Source organism: Streptomyces sp. NBC_00989, from assembly GCF_045162655.1.
Taxonomy (GTDB): Bacteria; Actinomycetota; Actinomycetes; order Streptomycetales; family Streptomycetaceae; genus Streptomyces.
In genome coordinates, this window is sequence record NZ_CP108728.1 from 890,137 (window position 1) to 909,664 (window position 19,528).

Below are 19,528 nucleotides of genomic sequence, written 5' to 3' on the forward strand. Positions count from 1 at the left end.
GTCACGCGTTCCAGATCTTCTCGGCGTCGCGCTGCCAGTCGGTGAGGATGCTCCCGATCGACTTGGGCTTGGCCAGGAACTTGGTCAACGCGTTGTCCGCGGTGGGCTGGAGGGCGTCGCTGGAGTCCCGGTTGAAGAACTGCGTGATCTCGGTCGCCGCCTCGATGTGCTTGCGGCCCTTGGTGACGAGGGCGGTTCCGGCGTCCTTCGCGGCCGGGTTGCAGGGCAGGACGGTGCCGGAGGAGCCCTTGATGTAGATCTCCTGCGCCTCGGCGGTCGCGAGGTACTTCATCAGGTCGATCACCTGGTCGTGCCGTCCGGTGCGGGCGCTGGCGAAGTAGCCGTCGGTGGGCGCCTCTTCGGCGAGCGGGACCTTCGCGTCGATGACCGGGAAGCGGAAGAAGTCGATGTCGTCGAGGGCGTTCTTCGGTGCCGCGTCGGCGAAGAAGGTGCCGATGAGCATCATGCCGCTGCGGCCGTTGAGCAGGGAGGTCGTGGCGTCCTGGAAGGCGACGGCGGCGCCGTTCGGGTCGAAGTACGGCAGCACCTCCTGCCAGCGGTCGAAGACCTTGCGCACCTCGGGGTCGTCGAACCGGTGCTTCCCCGCGAGGAGTTGGCGGTGGTACTCGGCGCCGTTGATCCGGATGTCGAGGTAGTCGAACCAGGCCGAGGCCACCCAGGCCGTGCCGCCGCCGGCTCCCAGCCCGATCGGGGTGACGCCCTTGCTCTTGAGCTTGTCGCACAGGTCGAGGAACTCGTCCCAGCTCTTGGGCTCGCTCACGCCCCACTTGGCGAAGTTGGACTTCCGGTAGAACATGCCCCACCAGTAGTAGGTGGTCGGCACGAACACCTTCTTGCCGGAACTCGACGATGTGCACAGCGAGTTGAGCGCCTTGGAGTAGCGCTTGAGGTCGGGCGACGAGGTCCACGCCTCGTCGAGGTCGAGCAGCAGCTTCTTCTTGGCGTAGGCCTCCGCGACCGAGCCGGGGTACCAGGTGTACACGTCCGGCGGGTTGGCCGAGGTGAGGTACGTCGGCAGCTGGGTGCGGAAGGTCTCCGCGGCGACCGTGTTGAGGCTCGCGCGGTCGGAGCCCTTCTTGGCGTAGGCGGCGACGAGGTCCTCCATCGCGGCCTTGGCCTGCGGGGCGGAGAGGTTGGACTGGAGGGTCACCGCGCCCTTCGAGGAGCTCTTGCCGGAGGAGGTGGAGGTGACGCAGCCGCTGAGCAGCGCCGCCGTCCCCGCGGCACCGAGTCCGGCGAGGAACCGGCGTCGGTCTGGCTGATGGTTCGTCATGGATGGCTCCCTGTGGATCCCGCGCGGATCCGTCTTCACGCGGTTCCAGATTCACGTGGCGTCCCCGCCACGTCAAGAATAATTACTAATTTAGTTGACCTGGGTCAGGTGCACGTAGCCGTCGACTCCGCGGAACACCGCGTCGACCGTCCCGCCCGGCCCGGCCACCGCTCCGAGCGCTCCGTCGAACGCGGCGCTGGGGAACGCCTGTTGCTTGGTCCAGCCCTGCCACGCACCGTTCTCGTACCGCTGCTGCCAGAGCGTGTAGTCGGCGGCCCGCGCGTACAGCACCACGGCGTCCCCTACGGCGACCAGCGTCGGACTCCCGCTGACGGTCCCGCCGACCGACGCCCACGGCGACCACTCCCCCGACGTGTCCCGGGACCGCGTCCACACGTCGTCGGCCGCGCTGCGCACGGCGACATGGACCCGCCCCTGCGTGTCCACGGCGGCGGACGGCCGCCCGTACACCGACCGGCCACCGGGTGCACCGAGCGAGGTCCAGCCGGTCGACGGACCGCGCTGCACGACCTGCCCGTCGGTACCCGTGGCGAACAGCGTCCAGTGCGCGGGGTCGGTGAACGCCACCGACGGCGCGTCGGCCACCCGGCCGCCCAGGCTCTGCCAGGCGCCCCAGCGCCCGTTGACGTAGGCCCGCCGGTACACCCGGGAGTCGGTGCCGCGCACGAAGACGTCGGTCCGGCCGCCGGCCGAGGCGTACGCGGCGGGCTGGCCGAGGATCCCGCCCTTCGTGGGACCGCCGAGGTCCCTCGTCCCGCCGTCGGCCCGCTGGACGAGCGAGCCGTGCGGTCCGCGCAGGAAGGTCGTCAGCGCGTCACCGTCACGCACGACGGCAGGACTCGCCGTGGCCTTCTGGCCCAGGTTCGTACCGGGCAGTGCGTCCGCCCCGGTCAGCTTGAGGAACGCGGTGCCGTGCGCCGGGACTTCGACGGTGTACGACCCCGTGTGCGTGCCCCGGTCGGTGCGAGCTCGCAGGTCCCGGACCCGGACCGGCCCGCCGAGCCCGGCATCGGCGAACTGCACCGTGCGCAGGGCGGGTTGGTCGGACCGGTTGAGCAGGACGACCGCGCGCTGCCCGTGCCCTTCCAGGACCTTGCTGTACACGTCCCCGACCGAGTCGCTGGCCACGCGTACGCCCTGGACGGCGAGCGGGTCCTGGTCGACGCCGATGATCTCCGGGTTGCGCAGGGTCGCGAGCATCGAGGCGGACAGGGTGCGCGGGTCGGAACCCAGGACGAGCGGCGACCCCATCTCGGCCCACATCACGTACTGCGTAGTTGACTCCTCCTGCGTCAACTCCAGGGATCCGTCGGCCATTTGGCGCATCGGGATGAGGTAGTCCGGGTCGTTGTAGTGCCCGGGTCCCTGCGCCTCGGGGTGCCAGGCGTTCGCATCCATGTTGCGCAGGATGTTGGGCCACTGGCCGGGGCTCGGGGTGCCCCAGGCGATGTCCGTGCCGGTGCGCCAGGAGTCGGCGATCGTCGGGGCGTAGACGTACGTGTTGTGCGCGTCCTGCTCGGGCGTGTGCGGCAGGCCCCAGTCGTCGGTGAGCGGGTTGCACAGGTTCAGCAGCATCTTGCGGCCGGACTTGGCCACCGCGTCGCTGAACTCCTTGAACGCCGGGCCCGGATCGAGCTTGGCGCCGATCCCGCACAGGAAGTCGACCTTGACCGCGTCGATCTTCCAGCCCGCGAACTGCCGTGCGTCCGCGTCGTAGTGGCCCCTGCTGCCGAGCCCGCAGCTCTTGCCGCCGTCGTAGGTGCCGGCGTCGGTGTAGATGCCGACTTTGAGGCCGCGCTTGTGCAGGTAGGAGACCAACGCGGGGATGCCGGAGGGGAATCGGTCCGGATTCGCTACCAACCGCCCGTTCGCGTCACGCGGGTTGTCGGCCTGCCAGCCGCCGTCCAGCCACACGATGTCGTAACCGGCCTCCCGCAGACCGCTGTCGACCAGCTTGTCCGCGACACTGCGCACTTGCTGTTCGGTGGGCGCGCCCAAGCCGTAGTAGGTGTTCCAGCCCATGTAGGGCGTCGGCGCGAGGCCGCTGTCGTAGTAGTCGGGTGCGCCCTGGTCGACACCGGTCCGTGCCGTGGCCACCGGTGCGGCGGTGGCCGCCAGTACGGTCGCGATGGCGACGACGGTGGCGCGGCGCGTCCGTCTCGAAGCCGCGGGTGTGCGGACCTGCGGATGTGAAGTCACTTGCCTCTCCCGAGGGTTGGGAAGCAGGAGGACGTGACCCGGGCCGCACTGCGACAGGGGGCTTCCGGCGTCACGGCGACGACTGTGGCGCGCGGCCGAAACCCTGTCAATATTAATTCCTAATTTATTAGAAGGCTGCATCAAGGGTTGACACAGCTTCCCTCGCGTCACAGCCTTTGGCAACGTTGTCAGTGCCGCCGGTTTTTGATGGGACATCACGCTCATGACAGATCAGCCGAGTTCACCACACGTGTCGCGCCGCTCCTTCGTCACCACGGGTTCCACCCTGCTCGCGGGGTTCGGCCTCGGTCTCCGGTCGCCCGCGTCGGCCGCCGCGGCCTCCTCCCCCGGTGAACTCGCCCTCCACCGCCCCGTGTCCGTCTCCTCGACGGCGTATGCGCCCACCCCGGGTTCGTTCGTGGTGGACCGGCTCGCCTCGCCGGGTGTGCGCGGCAGCGGATGGCGGGCGGCTGCGGGCGACCCGCAGTGGATCGCGATCGATCTCCAGGCCGTCTGCACCGTCACGTCGGTCCGCCTCACCTTCGAGGCCGACGCGAGCGACCCGGTGTTCACGCCTCCCACCTCGGGCAACCCGGCCGACGGCACAACGGGCAAGGAGATCCAGTCCAGTTACTCGGTCGAGTACGTCGTCGAGACGTCGACCGACCGCACGTCCTGGGCCGGCGTGTACCGCACCACGGCGGGCACCGGCGGAGTGGTGGACATCCAGCCCCCACGCCCGGTCACCGCCCGCTGGGTACGGCTGACCTCGACCCGCCGCTCCAACCCCAACCCCCTTGGCCTCAACGGCTTCGAGGTCTACGGCACCGTCGCGGGCCACCGTCCGTCGGCCACGGGCTGGACGGACTGGGGCACGCACTCCGGCCCGGCACCCAGGTTGGCGGTGGCCGAGGACGGCACGGTCCCGGTGGAGTCCGGCTGGCGACTGACACTCGACGACTGGGCGGACGCCGACGGAACGAAGTTGTCGACGGCCACCGTCGACACCAGCGGCTGGCTGCCGGCCACCGTCCCCGGCACGGTGCTCGGCTCACTCGTGGACCAGGGCAAGCTGCCCGACCCCGTGGTCGGACTGAACAACCTCCACATTCCCGAGGCCCTCTCGCGTCATTCCTGGTGGTACAAGCGGGACTTCGAGCTGCCGCGCGGTCTGCGGACCGGTGCCGGGCGACGGATCTGGCTGGAGTTCGACGGCATCAACCACACGGCCGACATCTGGCTCAACGGTCATCATGTGGGCGGTCTGACGTATCCCTTCGCGCGCTCGTCCCACGACGTGACCGAGTCGCTCTCCACGGGCGGGGCGAACGCGCTCGCGGTGAAGATCACGCCCATGCCGGTACCCGGCAGCCCCGGCGACAAGGGCCCGGCCGGCGAGTCCTGGGTGGACGCGGGCGCCAACCAGATGAACCTCAACTCCCCCACCTACCTGGCCTCTTCGGGCTGGGACTGGATGCCGGCGGTACGCGACCGGGCCGCCGGCATCTGGAACCACGTCCGGCTGAGATCGACCGGCCAGGTCGTGCTCGGCGATCCGCGGGTCGACACCGTGCTGCCGGACCTGCCCCAGGTGTCGCTCGCCGAGCTGACGATCGTCGTCCCGGTCCGCAACGCAGACACCGCCGACCACAGGACGACGGTCTCGGCGGCCTTCGACGAGGTGCGGGTCAGCAAGGTCGTCACCGTGCCGGCGGGCGAGAGCGTCGACGTCACGTTCGCCCCTGACGCCTTCGGCCAACTGCGGTTGCGCAACCCGAAGTTGTGGTGGCCCAACGGCTTGGGCGAGCCTGCCCTCCACAAGCTCACCATCACCGCGACGCTCGACGGCTCCGAGAGCGACCGTCGCACCACCCGGTTCGGCATCCGCCAGTTCGGCTACGAGTACGAGGTGCCGCTGCCGTTCGCCAACTCCGGTGACGCGTATACCCAGTCGGTGCCCTTCGACCGGCAGCAGGCCCGGTACGTGCGCGTCAAGTGCCTCACCAGGGCGTCCGGTTGGGGCAACTCCCTGTGGACCCTGGCCGTACGCGACAGTGCTCGGCCCGCCACCGACCTGGCCCTGCACGCACAGGCCGACGCCTCGACCACGGACGGGGACGACCACGCCCCGGGCAACGTGACCGACGGTGATCCCGGCACCCGTTGGTCCTCGGCCTACGAGGACGACCAGTGGATCCGGATCGACCTGGGGTCCGCGCAGTCCTTCGACGGGGTCGACCTGGTCTGGGAACAGGCTTACGCGAAGACCTACTTGGTGCAGGTCTCCTCCGACGACGCCACCTGGACCGATGCCGCGTCGGTGGACAACAGCGCGGTTCCGCTGCCCTTCGGCAACGGCAACGCGAGCCTCCAGGTGGAGGACTTCGCCGCTCGGACCGCCCGTTACGTCCGTATCAACTGTGGTCTGCGCAACACCAGTTGGGGCAACTCCCTGTGGTCCCTCGGCGTCGTCGACAGCACCGCGCCCGGAACCGACCTGGCCCTGCACCAGAAGACGATCGCGTCCACCGAGGATCCGGACCACCCGGCCGCGCACGCCACCGACGGTGACACGAGCACCCGTTGGTCCTCCGAGTACGCGGACCACCAGTGGATACAGGTCGACCTCGGAGCCTCGAAGAGGTTCGACCGAGTGGCGATCCTGTGGGAGTCGGCCTATCCGAAGACCTACGTGATCCAGACGTCGGACGACGCGGACACCTGGACCGACGTGAAGTCGGTGTCCAACACCCCCGACCCGTTGAAGATCAGCGTGAACGGGGTGCGGGTCCTGGCCCGTGGCGGCAACTGGGGCTGGGACGAGCTGTTGCGCCGTATGCCGCCGGAGCGGATGGACGCGGCCGTGCGGATGCACCGCGACATGAACTTCACCATGATCCGCAACTGGGTGGGCACGTCCGACCGGGAGGAGTTCTTCGCCGCCTGCGACGAGCACGGAATCCTGGTGTGGAACGATTTCCCCAACGCGTGGGGCATGGACCCGCCGGACCACGACGCCTTCAACTCGATCGCCCGGGACACCGTCCTGCGCTACCGCATCCACCCCAGCGTGGTCATCTGGTGCGGCGCCAACGAGGGCAACCCGCCGGCCGCCATCGACCAGGGCATGCGCGAGGCCGTGGAGGGACAGGCCCCCGGCATCCTCTACCAGAACAACTCGGCCGGCGGCATCATCACCGGCGGCGGACCGTACGGCTGGGTCGAGCCGGAGAAGTACTTCGACCCGACCACCTACGGCAGCAAGGACTTCGGCTTCCACACCGAGATCGGCATGCCCGTCGTCTCCACCGCCGCCAGCATGCGCAACATGACGGGCGACGAGCCCGAGTGGCCGATCCGCGGCGCGTGGTACTACCACGACTGGAGCGAGCGCGGGAACCAGGCACCGCAGACGTACAAGGCGGCCGTGGAAGCGCGCCTCGGGGCGACCACCGGCCTGGACGACTTCGCCCGCAAGGCCCAGTTCGTCAACTACGAGAACACGCGCGCCATGTTCGAGGCGTGGAACGCGAACCTCTGGGACAACGCGAGCGGCCTGATGCTGTGGATGTCCCACCCCGCGTGGCACAGCACGGTCTGGCAGACCTACGACTACGACTTCGACGTCAACGGCACGTACTACGGCGCCCGTTCGGCCTGCGAGCCCCTGCACGTCCAGGCCGATCCCGCGGGGCAGGTCATCGCGGTCAACCACACGCGCGACGGCCTCAAGAACGCCGTAATCTCAGCGCAGTTGATCGATCTGACGGGCCGTCGGCTCGGCGGGGACAAAAGTGCCCGGCTGGACGTGGCACCGGCCGCGACCGCGAAGGCGTTCACCGCGGCCTGGACCGACGACCTGCCGGACCTGCATCTCCTGCGCCTGACGCTGACCGGTGGCGACGGCCGGGTCCTGTCGCGCAACACCTACTGGCGTTATCGCACGCCGGACGCCATGCGCGCGTTGAGCGGCGCGCCGCGGACCAAGGTGTCCGCGACGGTCGGCCGTCCGTCCCGCTCCGGAGACCGAACCGAACTGACCGCGACCGTCCGCAATCAGGGTCCGGCCGTCGCCGCCATGGTCCGGCTCTCCCTGAAGAACGGCTCGACCGACGATCGCGTACTGCCGACGCTGTACAGCCACAACTACCTGTGGCTGCTGCCCGGCGAGCCCCAGGCCGTCACCCTGTCCTGGCCGACCCGGGCTCTGGCCTCAGGTCGTCCGCTCCTGGAGGTGGAGGCGTACAACAGCCGCCCCGCGACGGCGCGTTCGTAGGAACCGGTCTTTCAGGAGGCCTCCACCGCCGTCTTGATGCGCTGCCCGAACGCGGGCGCGTCCTTGCGTGCCGCACCCAGCGCGAAGCCCACGAGCAGTTTTCCGATGCCGTGGCCTTCGAGGACATTGAAGATCCTCACCTTGGTCGTGCCCGGACCGGTGGCTTCGAGGTCGTAGCCACCTTCGTCCGCCGTCACGGTGTTCTTGGAGGTCTCCGTCCAGCGGATGCGGTGGGGTGCCTCGTACTCGGTGATCCGGAAGGTCCGGCCCGTCTTCATGCCGGCGTCCTTGACCGTGCTCGTGAAGACGGTGCCCACGGCCGTCGGGCCCTCCGGAGTCTTGGTGATCTTCTGGACCCGCGGGCTGAACTTGGGGTCGTTCGTGCCCTCGGCGAGGAACGCGAAGACTTCCTCGACGGGGCGGTTGACCTCGGCTGTCGCCTCGAACTGACCGGCCACGATTCCTCCTGTGCTGCGGTGGGAGTGAGGGCTGGGTGCGCGCTGATGTGCCGAGCACCATCAGCTTATCGGCGCGGCCCCGCCCGTGCTCCCTGTCGCGGAAGCCGCCGGTTCCAGGGCACTGAAACCACGGTGAAACCGAGCTGAATGCCCCCTGCCGCAAGCTCTGCGGCATGACGACAACGACCCACGAACTCGCGATCTCGGCCACCGGGCTGCGCAAGGCCTACGGGGACAAGACGGTGCTCGACGGCATCGACCTGGCCGTGCCGACCGGTACCGTCTTCTCCCTGCTCGGTCCGAACGGCGCCGGCAAGACCACCGCCGTCAAGATCCTCTCCACGCTGGTCACCGCCGACGCCGGCGAGCTGCGGGTCGGCGGTCACGACCTGGCCGTCGACGCGCAGGCCGTACGGGCCGCGATCGGCGTCACCGGGCAGTTCTCCGCGGTCGACGGGCTGATCACCGGCGAGGAGAACATGCTCCTCATGGCGGACCTGCACCGCCTGTCCAAGCAGGAGGGCCGACGGGTCGCCGCCGAGCTGCTGGAGCGCTTCGACCTCAGCGACGCCGCCAAGAAGCCCGCCTCCACCTACTCCGGCGGTATGAAACGCCGCCTCGACCTCGCGATGACCCTGGTCGGCAACCCGCGGATCATCTTCCTCGACGAACCGACCACCGGCCTCGACCCGCGCAGCCGGCACAACATGTGGGGCATCATCCGCGGGCTGGTCTCCGGCGGTACGACCGTCTTCCTCACCACCCAGTACCTGGACGAGGCCGACGAACTCGCCGACCACATCGCGGTGTTGAACGACGGCACGATCGCCGCCGAGGGCAGTGCCGAGGAGCTGAAGCGGCTCGTCCCGGGCGGGCACGTACGGCTGAGGTTCACCGACCCGGACGCCTACCGGTCCGCCGCCGCGGCCCTGCGCGAGGTCACCCGCGACGACGAGGCGCTCTCGCTCCAGATCCCCAGCGGCGGCAGCCAGCGCGAGCTGCGCTCCATCCTCGACTGGCTGGACGCCGCCGACATCGAGGCGGACGAGCTGACCGTGCACACCCCCGACCTCGACGACGTGTTCTTCGCCCTGACCGGCGGAGCCAAGGTCCCCCACCAGCCCAGCGTGTCCGACCAGCCCAAGGAGAACGTCCGATGAGCAGCCTCTCCCTCGCCGTCCGCGACTCGTCCACGATGCTGCGACGCAACCTGCTGCACGCGCGCCGCTACCCGTCCCTCACCCTGAACCTGCTGCTCACGCCGATCATGCTGTTGCTGCTCTTCGTCTACATCTTCGGCGATGTGATGAGCACGGGCATCGGTGGCGCGGACCGCTCCGACTACATCGCCTACCTCGTCCCGGGCATCCTGATGATGACCATCGGCGGCACCGTGATCGGGGCCGCGGTGTCCGTCGCCACCGACATGAACGAGGGCATCATCGCCCGCTTCCGGACCATGGCGATCCACCGCGGGTCCGTGCTCGTCGGGCACGTCGTCGGCAGTGTGATCCAGTGCGTCGCCAGCGTGGTCCTCGTCGGGGCCGTCGCCGTGGCCATCGGCTTCCGGTCCACGGACGCCACACCCCTGGAGTGGCTGGCGGCGTTCGGGCTGCTGGCGCTGTTCTCCCTGGCGTTCACCTGGATCGCGGTCGGGATGGGCATGGCCAGCCCGAGCGCCGAGGCGGCCGCCAACAGCGCGCAGCCGTTGATCCTCCTCCCGCTCATCTCCAGCGCCTTCATCCCGGCCGACACGATGCCGGGCTGGTTCCAGCCGATCGCCGAGTACCAGCCCTTCACCCCGGCCATCGAGACCCTCCGCGGCCTGCTCCTCGGCACCGAGATCGGCAACAACTGGTGGATCGCCGTCGCCTGGTGCGTCGGCCTCACCGTGCTCGGCTACCGCTGGTCCACGGCCTCGTTCAACCGCGACCCGAAGTAACCGCCATGACAGCGCGGGCGGCGTCCCGCAACTCGTCCCGCCCCAGGGCGGCGTACTCCGACACCGCGTCGGCGTACGCCGCCCTGTCGGCGTCCTCGGCCGCCTGCCGGGCGAGATCCGCCGACATCGTCGGCTGGAACTCCCGCAGCACGCCCAGCCGTTCGGCCAGCGCGATCATCCGCACGGCGCCTTCGTCTCCTTCGCCGGACGCGAGCCCCACCATCCCGAGGGCGTGCAACATCGTTCCGAACAAGGGGAGTTCGGAGGGCGAGCCGACCGGTTCTGCGAGCAGCGTCCGCAGTCGCCGGCGCAGCCCGTCGACCAACTCCGCCACCAGCGCCAGCCGTCCGGCACGAGCGTGCGCCGTCACCGCGACCGACTGGACCATGAACGCCCACGGGTCGAGCCAGGCATCGTCGTCGCGCAGCGCGCCGGCCGCGAGCATGCGCTCCACGGCGCCGCGCCACAGCCCGAGTCCGACCTCCGTGAGCCCACGAGCGAGCGCGATCTCGGCGCGCCCGCCCAGGTCGGGCCGGTAGAAGTCGTCCTCCGGCGGGGTGTTGTCGCTCTCCGCCTGCCGCAGCCAGTACTCGGCCTCGTCCGCGTCACCGCGCTGCAGACACGCGAGGACGAGGAGCGAGCGGATGCCGATGTAGTCCTGCCCGTCACCGAGCCGTGGCAACACGCCGAGCGACGCCTTGAGATGCTCGTACGCCTCCTCGCCCCGCCCCGTCCGCAGACACAGCTCGCTCAGCCGCGAGTGCACCATGAGCTGCACGGACGGATTGTCAACTCGGGCCAGTCCGACGACCGTTCGGCGGGCGGAGACCAGCGCGCGCTCGATGTCGTGCTCGAACTCCCAGACGTAGCAGGCGACACACTCGGCGATACCGGAGAGCAACGGCTGCGCGCCGCCCCCGCCTTGCCCCTCACCCTCGCCTTCGCACAGCCTGCGCAGCACGTCGTAGTCGGGCGGCCGTATCTCGGGGATCGCGCTCAGCACGATCGCGGTGGCGCGCATCAACGTGTCCGGCGGCGCCGAGGGCAGCCGCCGGAGGGTGACGAGCTGGCGTACGGCACGCGGGCCCGGGCCCATGAAGACGATCACCGTGCCCAACACGGCGGCCGTGCGGGCGACTTCGACGTATGCGGGCTCGGGGCGGTAGTGCGACAGCGCCGGTCCGGTGTCCTCGGCGAGGGCGATGAGGCGGGGGTAATTGGTGGCGGTGGACCACAGGCTGGCGAGGACGGCGGTCAGGGCGGCGGTCGCCGGATTGTCCGTACGGGCGAGGGCATGCCGCAGGGCCGCCACGAGGTTGTCCTGCTCGGCCTTGATCCGCTCCCACGCGGCCTGCGAGTCCGAACCGAAGAGCACATCATGGTGCGCGACCCCGAAGTCCCGTGCCCAGAGCAGGAATTGGTCTACGGCCGCCGCATCCTCGCCCGCCTCGGTACGCCGGGCCGCGCTGAACTCCCGTACGGTCTCCAGCATGCGGAACCGCACGCCGGCCGGGGTGTCGGCGACGGTGAGCAGCGACTGGTCGGCCAGCTGCTCCAGCAGGAGCAGCGCGTCCTCTCCGAGGACCTGTTCGGCCGCCTCGCCGGAGAAGCCGCCGGGGAAGACGGACAGCGTGCGCAGCGCGGTCCGGGCGTCCTCGGCGAGCAGGTTCCAGCTCCACTCCACGACCGCGTGCAGGGTGCGGTGGCGCTCCGGTACGTCCCGTGCCCCGCCGCGCAGCAGCGCGAACCGGTCGCCGAGGCGGCGCGCTATGTCCGGAACCGACAGAACCCGCACCCGCGCCGCCGCCAACTCCACGGCGAGCGGCAGCCCGTCGAGGTGACGGCACAGCTCGGCCACCGCGTCCGGCGGCAGCTCGACACCGCTCCGGGCGGCCCGGGCCCGCTGCGTGAACAGCTCGACCGAGATACCGAGACCGAGCTCCGGCAGCGCGTACACCGCCTCCGAGGTGAGGCCCAGCGGGGACCGGCTGGTGGCGAGCACCCGTAGGTCCTTGGACGACGAGACCAGCGCCTGTACGAGGTCGGCGGCGCCCCGGATGACCTGCTCGCAGTTGTCGAGAACCAACAACGCGGGTCCGGAGCCGAGCACGCCGAGGATGCCGGACACCGGGTCGCCCGACGCGGGCCCGTTCGTGGCGCCGGCGCCGAGCGCGGAGGCGACCTCCGCGGCCACGTCGGCGTCCTCGGTGACGCCGGCGAGCGGCACGAAGTACACCACGCGCTGCTCGGCCCGGCGGCTGACGGCGTGCGCGAGCCGGGTCTTGCCGAGGCCGCCGGGTCCTACGACGGTGACGGCGCGCGAGGACCGGAGCAGCCCTTCCACCGCCGCGATGTCCTCGTCCCGGCCGAGCAACGGGTTCGGCTCGTGCGGCACACCGTGCCGGGCCACCGGCGCCTCGCCGCGCAGCAACTCCTGTTGTACGGCCTTGAGTCCGGCGCCCGGGTCCGTGCCGAGTTCGTCACGCAGCTCACGGCGGTACGCCTCGTACCGGGTCAGCGCGGCAGAGGGCCCCGCCGTAGCCGCCTCCCCCCGCAGCAGCTCACCGAGCACCTCCTCGTCGCGCGGATGCGCTACGGCGGCCAGGCCCAGCGGTCCAGCCGCCTCCGCGTGCCGTCCGAGGCGGGCGAGCGCGATCGCCTGCGCGCGGACGAGCGTGTCGCGGACAGGCGCCCGCTCGGCGCGCAGCGCGGCCACCGGGTCGTCGGTGTCACCGCCCTGGTCGGGGGTGCCTTCCCACAGCGCGAGCCCGGCCTCGGCCGCGGCCAGCGCTCCCGTGTGGTCCCCGGCCCTGGCCCGGTCCGCGCAGACGGCGGCGTGCAGCAACAGGGCGGAGCTGTCGACCTGGTCCTCGGCGAGGGCGAGCCGGTATCCGGTCGGCGTGCTCACGATGAGTTCAGCACCCAACTGCGCCCGCGCCCTGGACACGAGGACCTGGAGCGCCTTCCCCGGCCGCTCCGGCAACTCGTCCGGCCACAGCCCCTCCACCAGCCGCTCGGTGCTGCAACCGGTGCGCAGGTCGCCCGCGAGCAACGCGAGGAGCCCGCGGAGACGGGGCGCGGTGACCTCCTGTCTTCGATGGGCGACACGCGGCAGCAGGGTCAGGTCGATGGTCACCCGTGCAGATTAACCAAGGTCCCGCCCCAGGCGTGCGAGGGGAGACAGCGCCATCACCACCGGGGACAGCACCATGCCCACGGCCGTCACGAGCAGGCCGGTCCGCAGCCCCCACTCCTGCGCGAGGAGCCCGCCGAACAGCGAGCCCAGCGGCGTCAGCCCCATGCCGGCGAACGTGATCGTCGCGGCCACGCGCCCCTGCAACCCGTGGGGCGTCACGGCCTGCCGGACGGCCATGACCGTGACGTTCACCAGCTGCCCGGCGGTCCCGAACACGAAGTTGACCGCGAGGAGTACGGCCATCGTCGTCGCGGACGGACCGTGCAGCACGGGCACACACACGAACGCGCCGTCACCGAGTGCCGCGGCGACCACGATCACCCGGCCGTATCCGAACCGGCCCGGCAGCCGGGCGGCCAGCACCGCGCCGACGAGCGCGCCCGGACCGGTCGCCGCGAGCGCCAGGCCCACGGCGGTGCCCGACAGGTGCAGTTCCCGGGGGAGGAAGAGGAGATAGACGGTCATCGTGGCAGCGAAGAAGAACTGGAAGGCGGCCGCGGCGAGACACACGGCGCGCAGCGAGGAGTCGCCGGCGACGAAACGTAGGCCGTCATGGATCCGCCGCCATACGCGTGCGGGACGTTCCGGGCGCTCCGGGACGGACTCGGTACGGCGGACCCGGCGGACCGACAGGAACGACAGCGCGAAGAACAACGCGCTGGAGGCGACAGCGACCGGCGCCGACAGCAGGGTCACCAACGCGCCGCCGAGAGCGGGCCCACCGATCTGGGCGGCGGACCGGCTGCCCTCCAACGCGCTGTTGCCCCGCACCAACTGATCGGATGTCACCAGCCGTACGAGAGAGGCTTGGTAGGCCACGTCGAAGAACACGGACAGGACCCCGGCGACGAAGACCAGCACGAACAGCGCTGGCAGACTGAGCCAGTTGAGCAGTCCGGCTACGGCGGCGGCGCCCAGCACCAGGGTTCGGCCGACGTCGGCCACCACCATCACCGTGCGGGTCCGCCAGCTGTCCACCCAAGCGCCGACGAGGAGAGAGAGCAGCAGGATCGGCGCCTGCTCCACCGCACGCAGGACACCCAGCTGTCCGGCACCGACGTCGAGCGTCAGGACGGCGAAGAGCGGAAGCACCACCAGGCTTGACTGTTCGCCGAGTTGGGAGGCTGTCTGACCCAGCCAGAGTCTGCGGAAGTCACGGTCGCGCCACAGGCTCGACGGAACAGGCCGACGGGAATCGGATACAGGCACGGAGACCCTCTGAGTTGCCGACAACGAGACCCGCGACCCGGCGCACGAAAGGCGCGCCCACGGTACGGGCGGGAGAAGGCTCGCTGTGCCGCAGCAACGTCAAGGGCGGCACGCGATGACGGGCCGATCTCGGCCTACGACGTCAACGCGCGCCCGGACGACCGGGCATCTCTGGGCTCCAACATCTCGGCGGTCACTGGCGGTTGGGACACTAGTTCTTGAGGGTCTCGGGCGAAAGGCAATTACTGCACCCCCTCTTCCTTCGGAACATCTCGCCCACTTGACCCCACTCGCCCGGAGCTCAGGAATCGCAGTACCGCCAGCACCCGGCGATGGTCGCTGTCGACCGACGGCAGATCGAGCTTCGTGAAGATGCTGTTGATGTGCTTGGCCACCGCGCTGTCGCTGACGACCAGTTGCCGGGCGATGCCGGAGTTGGAGCGTCCCTCGGCCATCAGGGTCAGTACCTCGCGCTCGCGTGGGGTGAGTCGGTCCAGTGGGTCGCTGGCTCGGCGCAGGAGGAGTTGGGCCACGACCTCGGGGTCCAGGACGGTGCCGCCCGCCTCGACACGACGGAGGGCGTCGATGAAGTCCTCGACGTCGGCGACTCGTTGCTTCAGCAGATAGCCGACGCCGCCGGTGTTCGTCGTCAACAGGTCGGCGGCGTACCGCTCTTCGACGTACTGCGAGAGCAGCAGGACCGCTGTCGTCGGCCACTCGCGGCGGATGACCAGGGCCGCCCGCACCCCCTCGTCGGACTGGGCGGGCGGCATACGGACGTCGACGACGGCGATGGCGGGGCGGTGTTCGGCGACGGCGGCGAGCAGGGCGTCGGCGTCACCGGCTTCGGCGGCGACCTCGTAGCCCGCCATCTCCACCACCTTGACCAGGCCGATCCTGAGCAGGACCGAGTCCTCGGCGATCACGGCGAGACGGCGCACGGCAACTCCACGGTGATGACGGTAGGGCCCCCGGCGGGACTGCTGATCGCGAACGCGCCGTCCACGGAGGCCGCCCGGCGGGCGAGTCCGGCCAGGCCGGAGCCCTGGGCGGGGTCGGCGCCCCCGGGACCGTCGTCCTCGACGGTGACCCGGAGCCTACCGTCGCGGATCTCGGCGGTGACGTCCGCTCCGGAGGCCTCGGGGGCGTGCTTGGTGATGTTGGCCAGCGCCTCGGAGACGGTGAAGTAGGCGACCGCCTCGACGGTCGGGGCGAGCCTCCGGGGCACGTCGACGCGCAGCCGCACCGGCAGCGGGCCGCGCGCTGCGATGCCGGACAGGGCCGCGTCCAGTCCCCGGTCGTCGAGGACGGCCGGATGCAGGCCTCGTACCAGGTTGTTCAGCTCGTCGATCGCCTCCTTCGCCTCCCGGTGCGCCTGGTCGATGACCTGTCTGGCCTCGTCGGACAGGTCGGTGAGCGTCGCCCTGGCGATACCGAGGTTCACGGCGAGGGAGACCAGGCGTTGTTGCGCCCCGTCGTGCAAGTCCCGCTCTATCCGCCTGCGTTCGGCGTCGGCGGCGTCCACCGCTCCGGCCCGGCTCTCGGTGAGGTCCTCGACCCGGCGCGTGAGCTGTTCGGTCCGGCTGGGGCCCAACAGGGCCAGAGCGGCGCGGGTGTCGAGCCGGACGAGGAGGAGAGTGAGCCACGTGGCGGCCAACAGGGCAGCGAAACCAGACGCGTTGATGTAAACGGCCTCGGTGGAAGTCTCCAGGAACTTCAGCCGCTGCTCAGGGGGCACACCCCACATCCACACCAGGGCGGTCCCCGCGAACGCACCCCAGCTCCACAGCACGACGGCGACGATCGTCCCGCACGACACCAATGGCCCCACCAGCAGGTGATAGGTGAGCTGTCGCCAAGTCCCGCCGGACCGGAGCCAGTTCACCGCCCCATGGAGCGTGGGCCTGCGCTGCGCGACCGGGAGCAACGGTATGTCGACGCCCGCGAGCGAGGCGAACCTGCGGCGCTGGACCGCGGTCAGTGCGCCGGTGGCGAAGACCAGCCACGGTTCCACGAGCAGCAGGAGCGGAAGCAACTGCAGCAGTACACCGGCGATGTTGAAAACCGTCGCGCGGCCCACGCGTGCGAACGCGCCGCGCAGCGCGGTGAGTAGGGGCATACACACACCGTAGAACCCGGGTGGATCTCCGGAACATGCAGCTGGCTTCCGCTTCGGGCTGTACCCAGCACCACCCTCAGGTCGGAAATCCACGTTACTGACCTGGGAGTTCGTCCCGACAAGCCTTGTTCGCATGACAACGACAACGTGCTGGAACTGGCCCGCCCGTGTGCTCACCGCCGCCGGACTGGCCCTGGTTCCATGGATGTTCGCGTTGGCGTGGGTGGCGGCCGCACACCCCGTGGCGTGGATCGGGCTGGACGCGATGGAGGCGACGGGCCTTGTCGGTACGGGCCTGTTACTGGCCCGCTGCGACAGGCGGCGGGTCGCCGTGGCCCCAGCCACCGCTGTCCTGCTGACGGTCGACGCCTGGTTCGACGTACTGACCGCCGGCCCCGGAGCGGTCCTCGTGGCACTGCTGATGGCCGCCTGCCTCGAACTGCCGCTCGCCGCGCTGTGCACGGCGGTGGCATGGCACGCCCTGCGCGCACTGCCTCCGTCGCTGCCCTAGCTCGGAGACCACACACGAGGGCATGTACTAAGGCTGCTTTATAAAGTAGCCTTAGTACATGAACGACGACGACCTGGACCCGAACGCGATCGCCTCGGCCCTGCTGGCGAGCATCGGCGTGCTGGTGCGACGGGCCCGCCAGGTGCCGGTCGAGGGCGGGCTCACGATGCCCGAGCGGAGCGCCCTGTCCCGGCTGGAGCGCGCGGGCCCCACGACCTCCTCGGCGCTGGCGCGGGAGGCGCAGATCACCGCGCAGGCCATGGGGGCGACGCTCAACGCGCTGCGGACCCGTGGTCTGGTCGAACGCCGCCCGGACCCGGACGACGGACGGCGCGTGGTGCTGACGGTGACCGACGCGGGCCGGCAGGCGCTGCGGAACAAGCGCAACGAGCGGGCCGAACTCCTCGCCCGCGCCTTGACCAGCGGCGCGTTCACCCCGACGGAGCTGGAGCACCTCGCGGCGGCTGGACCGCTGTTGGAGCGCCTGGCCCAGAACATCTGACGTCGACGGAGCCACGAGGAAGCAGACCGATGACAGACCCTCCCCAGACGCATGCCCTACGCCGCCCGGCGGTTGACGACCGGTACAAGTGGACGGCCCTGACGAACACGACCGCCGCGGTCTTCATGTCCGCACTGGACGGTTCCATCGTGCTGATCGCCCTGCCGACGATCTTCCGGGGCGTACATCTGGACCCACTCGCCCCGGGCAACATCGCCTATCTGCTGTGGATGATCATGGGATACCGGCTGGTCCAGGCCGTGTTGGTGGTCACTGTAGGACGGCTCGGCGACATGTACGGCCGGGTCCGGATCTACAACTCCGGATTCGCGGTCTTCACCTTCGCCTCGGTCCTGCTCTCCTTCGACCCCTTCGACGGCGGCCACGGAGCGATGTGGCTGATCGCCTGGCGGGTGCTTCAGGCCGTCGGCGGCTCGATGCTGACCGCCAACTCGGCCGCGATCCTCACCGACGCCTTCCCCGAGGAACAGCGCGGCTTCGCCCTGGGCATCAACCAAGTCGCCGCGCTGGCTGGGATGTTCATCGGCCTGGACGCCGGCGGCCTGCTGTCGGCCTGGGACTGGCGGGCGGTGTTCTGGGTGAACGTGCCCATCGGCGTGTTCTTCACCGTGTGGGCCTACCGCACCCTGCGCGAGACCGCCAAGCACGACGGCGGCCGTATCGACTGGTGGGGCAACATCACTTTCGCGGTGGGCCTCAGCTCGACCCTGATCGCGATCACCTTCGGCCTCCAGCCCTACGGCGGCCACACCATGGGCTGGACCAACCCGGTCGTCGACGTGCTGATAGCCGGCGGCCTGCTCCTCCTGGCGGCCTTCGTCGTCATCGAGAACCGCGCCTCCGCGCCGATGATCCAGCTGAGCCTCTTCCGCCAACGGGCCTTCACCTTCGGCAACTTGGCGGGTCTGGCCATCTCGATCGGGCGGGGCGGCATGCAGTTCGTGCTGATCATCTGGCTACAGGGCATCTGGCTCCCGCTGCACGGCTACGACTACGGCGACACGCCGCTGTGGGCCGGCATCTTCATGCTGCCGCTGACCGCGGGCTTCCTCGCCGCAGGCCCCGTCTCCGGCTATCTGTCGGACCGGTTCGGCTCCCGGGGGCTGGCCACCGGCGGCGCGGTGCTGTTCGGCGCCACCTTCCTGGGCCTGATGTGCCTGCCGATCGACTTCAGTTACTGGATCTTCGCGGTGCTGATCGCACTGAACGGGATCGCCAGCGGGATGTTCGCCTCCCCCAACTCCTCCTCGATCATGGGCAGTGTGCCCGCCCGGTTGCGCGGTGTCGCCTCGGGCATGCGCGCCACCTTCCAGAACTCCGGCACCGCCGTCTCCATCGGCGTGTTCTTCTCCCTGATGATCGCCGGGCTGGCCGGCAGCCTCCCACACACGCTCACCGCCGGACTGCAACAGCAGGGCGTACCGGCCCACTTGGCCGCCCAGGTCGGCGGGCTGCCCCCGGTCTCGTCCCTGTTCGCCGCGCAGCTGGGCGTCAACCCGGTCCAGCACCTGCTCCAGCCCAGCGGCGTCCTGACCCATCTGACGGCGGCGCAGCAACACACCCTGACCGGAAGCCAGTTCTTCCCGAGTCTGATATCCAGGCCCTTCCACTCCGGCCTGGTCATCGTGTTCGCCTTCGGCGCCACCCTCGCCTTCCTCGCCGCGATCGCCTCCCTGCTGCGCGGCGCGGGCACCGGCCCCACGGCCAAGAGCCCGGAACCACGCGGGGCGGCCACGAGCGACGCCCTCGCACGACCGGACAAGTAACCGCCCCGCCTTCC

Annotated in this window: 13 protein-coding genes; 6 read left to right on the forward strand and 7 right to left on the reverse strand. The window is 70.2% G+C overall.

Annotated elements, in window-relative coordinates; all coding sequences use genetic code 11:
• Position 1: 1 nt before the first annotated feature.
• Positions 2-1,294 (reverse strand): ABC transporter substrate-binding protein, encoded by a 1,293-nt coding sequence (locus OG714_RS04000; RefSeq protein ID WP_406118549.1) that lies wholly within the window; start codon positions 1,292-1,294, stop codon positions 2-4.
• Between the two features lie 90 nt (positions 1,295-1,384).
• Positions 1,385-3,514 (reverse strand): glycoside hydrolase family 27 protein, encoded by a 2,130-nt coding sequence (locus tag OG714_RS04005; protein WP_406118550.1) that lies wholly within the window; start codon positions 3,512-3,514, stop codon positions 1,385-1,387.
• Between the two features lie 223 nt (positions 3,515-3,737).
• Between OG714_RS04005 and OG714_RS04010 the strand changes: the two genes are divergently transcribed.
• Positions 3,738-7,790, forward strand: coding sequence for a discoidin domain-containing protein (locus OG714_RS04010; RefSeq protein ID WP_406118551.1), 4,053 nt, complete (start codon positions 3,738-3,740; stop codon positions 7,788-7,790).
• An 11-nt stretch (positions 7,791-7,801) separates the two neighbouring features.
• On the opposite strand, the gene OG714_RS04015 is transcribed toward OG714_RS04010, so the two are convergent.
• Positions 7,802-8,248, reverse strand: a complete 447-nt coding sequence (locus OG714_RS04015) for an SRPBCC family protein (protein WP_406118552.1) — start codon at positions 8,246-8,248, stop codon at positions 7,802-7,804.
• A gap of 173 nt (positions 8,249-8,421) precedes the next feature.
• On the opposite strand from OG714_RS04015, the gene OG714_RS04020 reads away from it, so the two are divergent.
• On the forward strand, positions 8,422-9,408 hold the full coding sequence (locus OG714_RS04020; RefSeq protein WP_406118553.1) for an ATP-binding cassette domain-containing protein: 987 nt from the start codon (positions 8,422-8,424) through the stop codon (positions 9,406-9,408).
• Positions 9,405-10,190, forward strand: a complete 786-nt coding sequence (locus tag OG714_RS04025; RefSeq protein WP_406118555.1) for an ABC transporter permease — start codon at positions 9,405-9,407, stop codon at positions 10,188-10,190. Before OG714_RS04020 ends, OG714_RS04025 begins: the two co-directional genes overlap by 4 nt.
• Here OG714_RS04025 and OG714_RS04030 read toward each other — a convergent pair.
• From OG714_RS04030 to OG714_RS04045, 4 genes are all read right to left on the reverse strand, one after another.
• Entirely contained in the window at positions 10,171-13,326 is a 3,156-nt protein-coding gene (locus OG714_RS04030; protein WP_406118556.1) for an ATP-binding protein, read from the reverse strand. The genes OG714_RS04025 and OG714_RS04030 overlap by 20 nt on opposite strands.
• Positions 13,327-13,335: 9 nt before the next feature.
• Positions 13,336-14,556, reverse strand: a complete 1,221-nt coding sequence (locus OG714_RS04035) for an MFS transporter (RefSeq protein WP_406131712.1) — start codon at positions 14,554-14,556, stop codon at positions 13,336-13,338.
• 281 nt (positions 14,557-14,837) lie between these two features.
• Complete coding sequence (locus OG714_RS04040) at positions 14,838-15,467, reverse strand: LuxR C-terminal-related transcriptional regulator (RefSeq protein WP_406131713.1); 630 nt, start codon at positions 15,465-15,467, stop codon at positions 14,838-14,840.
• A gap of 50 nt (positions 15,468-15,517) precedes the next feature.
• Positions 15,518-16,714, reverse strand: a complete 1,197-nt coding sequence (locus OG714_RS04045; protein WP_406118558.1) for a histidine kinase — start codon at positions 16,712-16,714, stop codon at positions 15,518-15,520.
• A gap of 133 nt (positions 16,715-16,847) precedes the next feature.
• Here OG714_RS04045 and OG714_RS04050 point away from each other — a divergent pair, with 133 nt between their 5' ends.
• The 3 genes from OG714_RS04050 to OG714_RS04060 are packed head-to-tail and all read left to right on the forward strand — an operon-like array spanning position 16,848 to position 19,514.
• Positions 16,848-17,225, forward strand: a complete 378-nt coding sequence (locus tag OG714_RS04050; RefSeq protein ID WP_406118559.1) for a hypothetical protein — start codon at positions 16,848-16,850, stop codon at positions 17,223-17,225.
• A 58-nt stretch (positions 17,226-17,283) separates the two neighbouring features.
• Complete coding sequence (locus tag OG714_RS04055; protein WP_406118560.1) at positions 17,284-17,727, forward strand: MarR family winged helix-turn-helix transcriptional regulator; 444 nt, start codon at positions 17,284-17,286, stop codon at positions 17,725-17,727.
• A gap of 29 nt (positions 17,728-17,756) precedes the next feature.
• Entirely contained in the window at positions 17,757-19,514 is a 1,758-nt protein-coding gene (locus tag OG714_RS04060; protein WP_406118562.1) for an MFS transporter, read from the forward strand.
• Positions 19,515-19,528: the final 14 nt, after the last annotated feature.

Bases quoted from the DNA above. Each gene is read 5' to 3' on its own strand.
- OG714_RS04045 (WP_406118558.1), bottom strand. From the start codon at position 16,714: ATGCCCCTACTCACCGCGCTGCGCGGCGCGTTCGCACGCGTGGGCCGC.
- OG714_RS04025 (WP_406118555.1), top strand. From the start codon at position 9,405: ATGAGCAGCCTCTCCCTCGCCGTCCGCGACTCGTCCACGATGCTGCGA.
- OG714_RS04020 (WP_406118553.1), top strand. From the start codon at position 8,422: ATGACGACAACGACCCACGAACTCGCGATCTCGGCCACCGGGCTGCGC.
- OG714_RS04010 (WP_406118551.1), top strand. From the start codon at position 3,738: ATGACAGATCAGCCGAGTTCACCACACGTGTCGCGCCGCTCCTTCGTC.
- OG714_RS04055 (WP_406118560.1), top strand. From the start codon at position 17,284: ATGAACGACGACGACCTGGACCCGAACGCGATCGCCTCGGCCCTGCTG.
- OG714_RS04040 (WP_406131713.1), bottom strand. From the start codon at position 15,467: ATGGCGGGCTACGAGGTCGCCGCCGAAGCCGGTGACGCCGACGCCCTG.
- OG714_RS04000 (WP_406118549.1), bottom strand. From the start codon at position 1,294: ATGACGAACCATCAGCCAGACCGACGCCGGTTCCTCGCCGGACTCGGT.
- OG714_RS04050 (WP_406118559.1), top strand. From the start codon at position 16,848: ATGACAACGACAACGTGCTGGAACTGGCCCGCCCGTGTGCTCACCGCC.
- OG714_RS04060 (WP_406118562.1), top strand. From the start codon at position 17,757: ATGACAGACCCTCCCCAGACGCATGCCCTACGCCGCCCGGCGGTTGAC.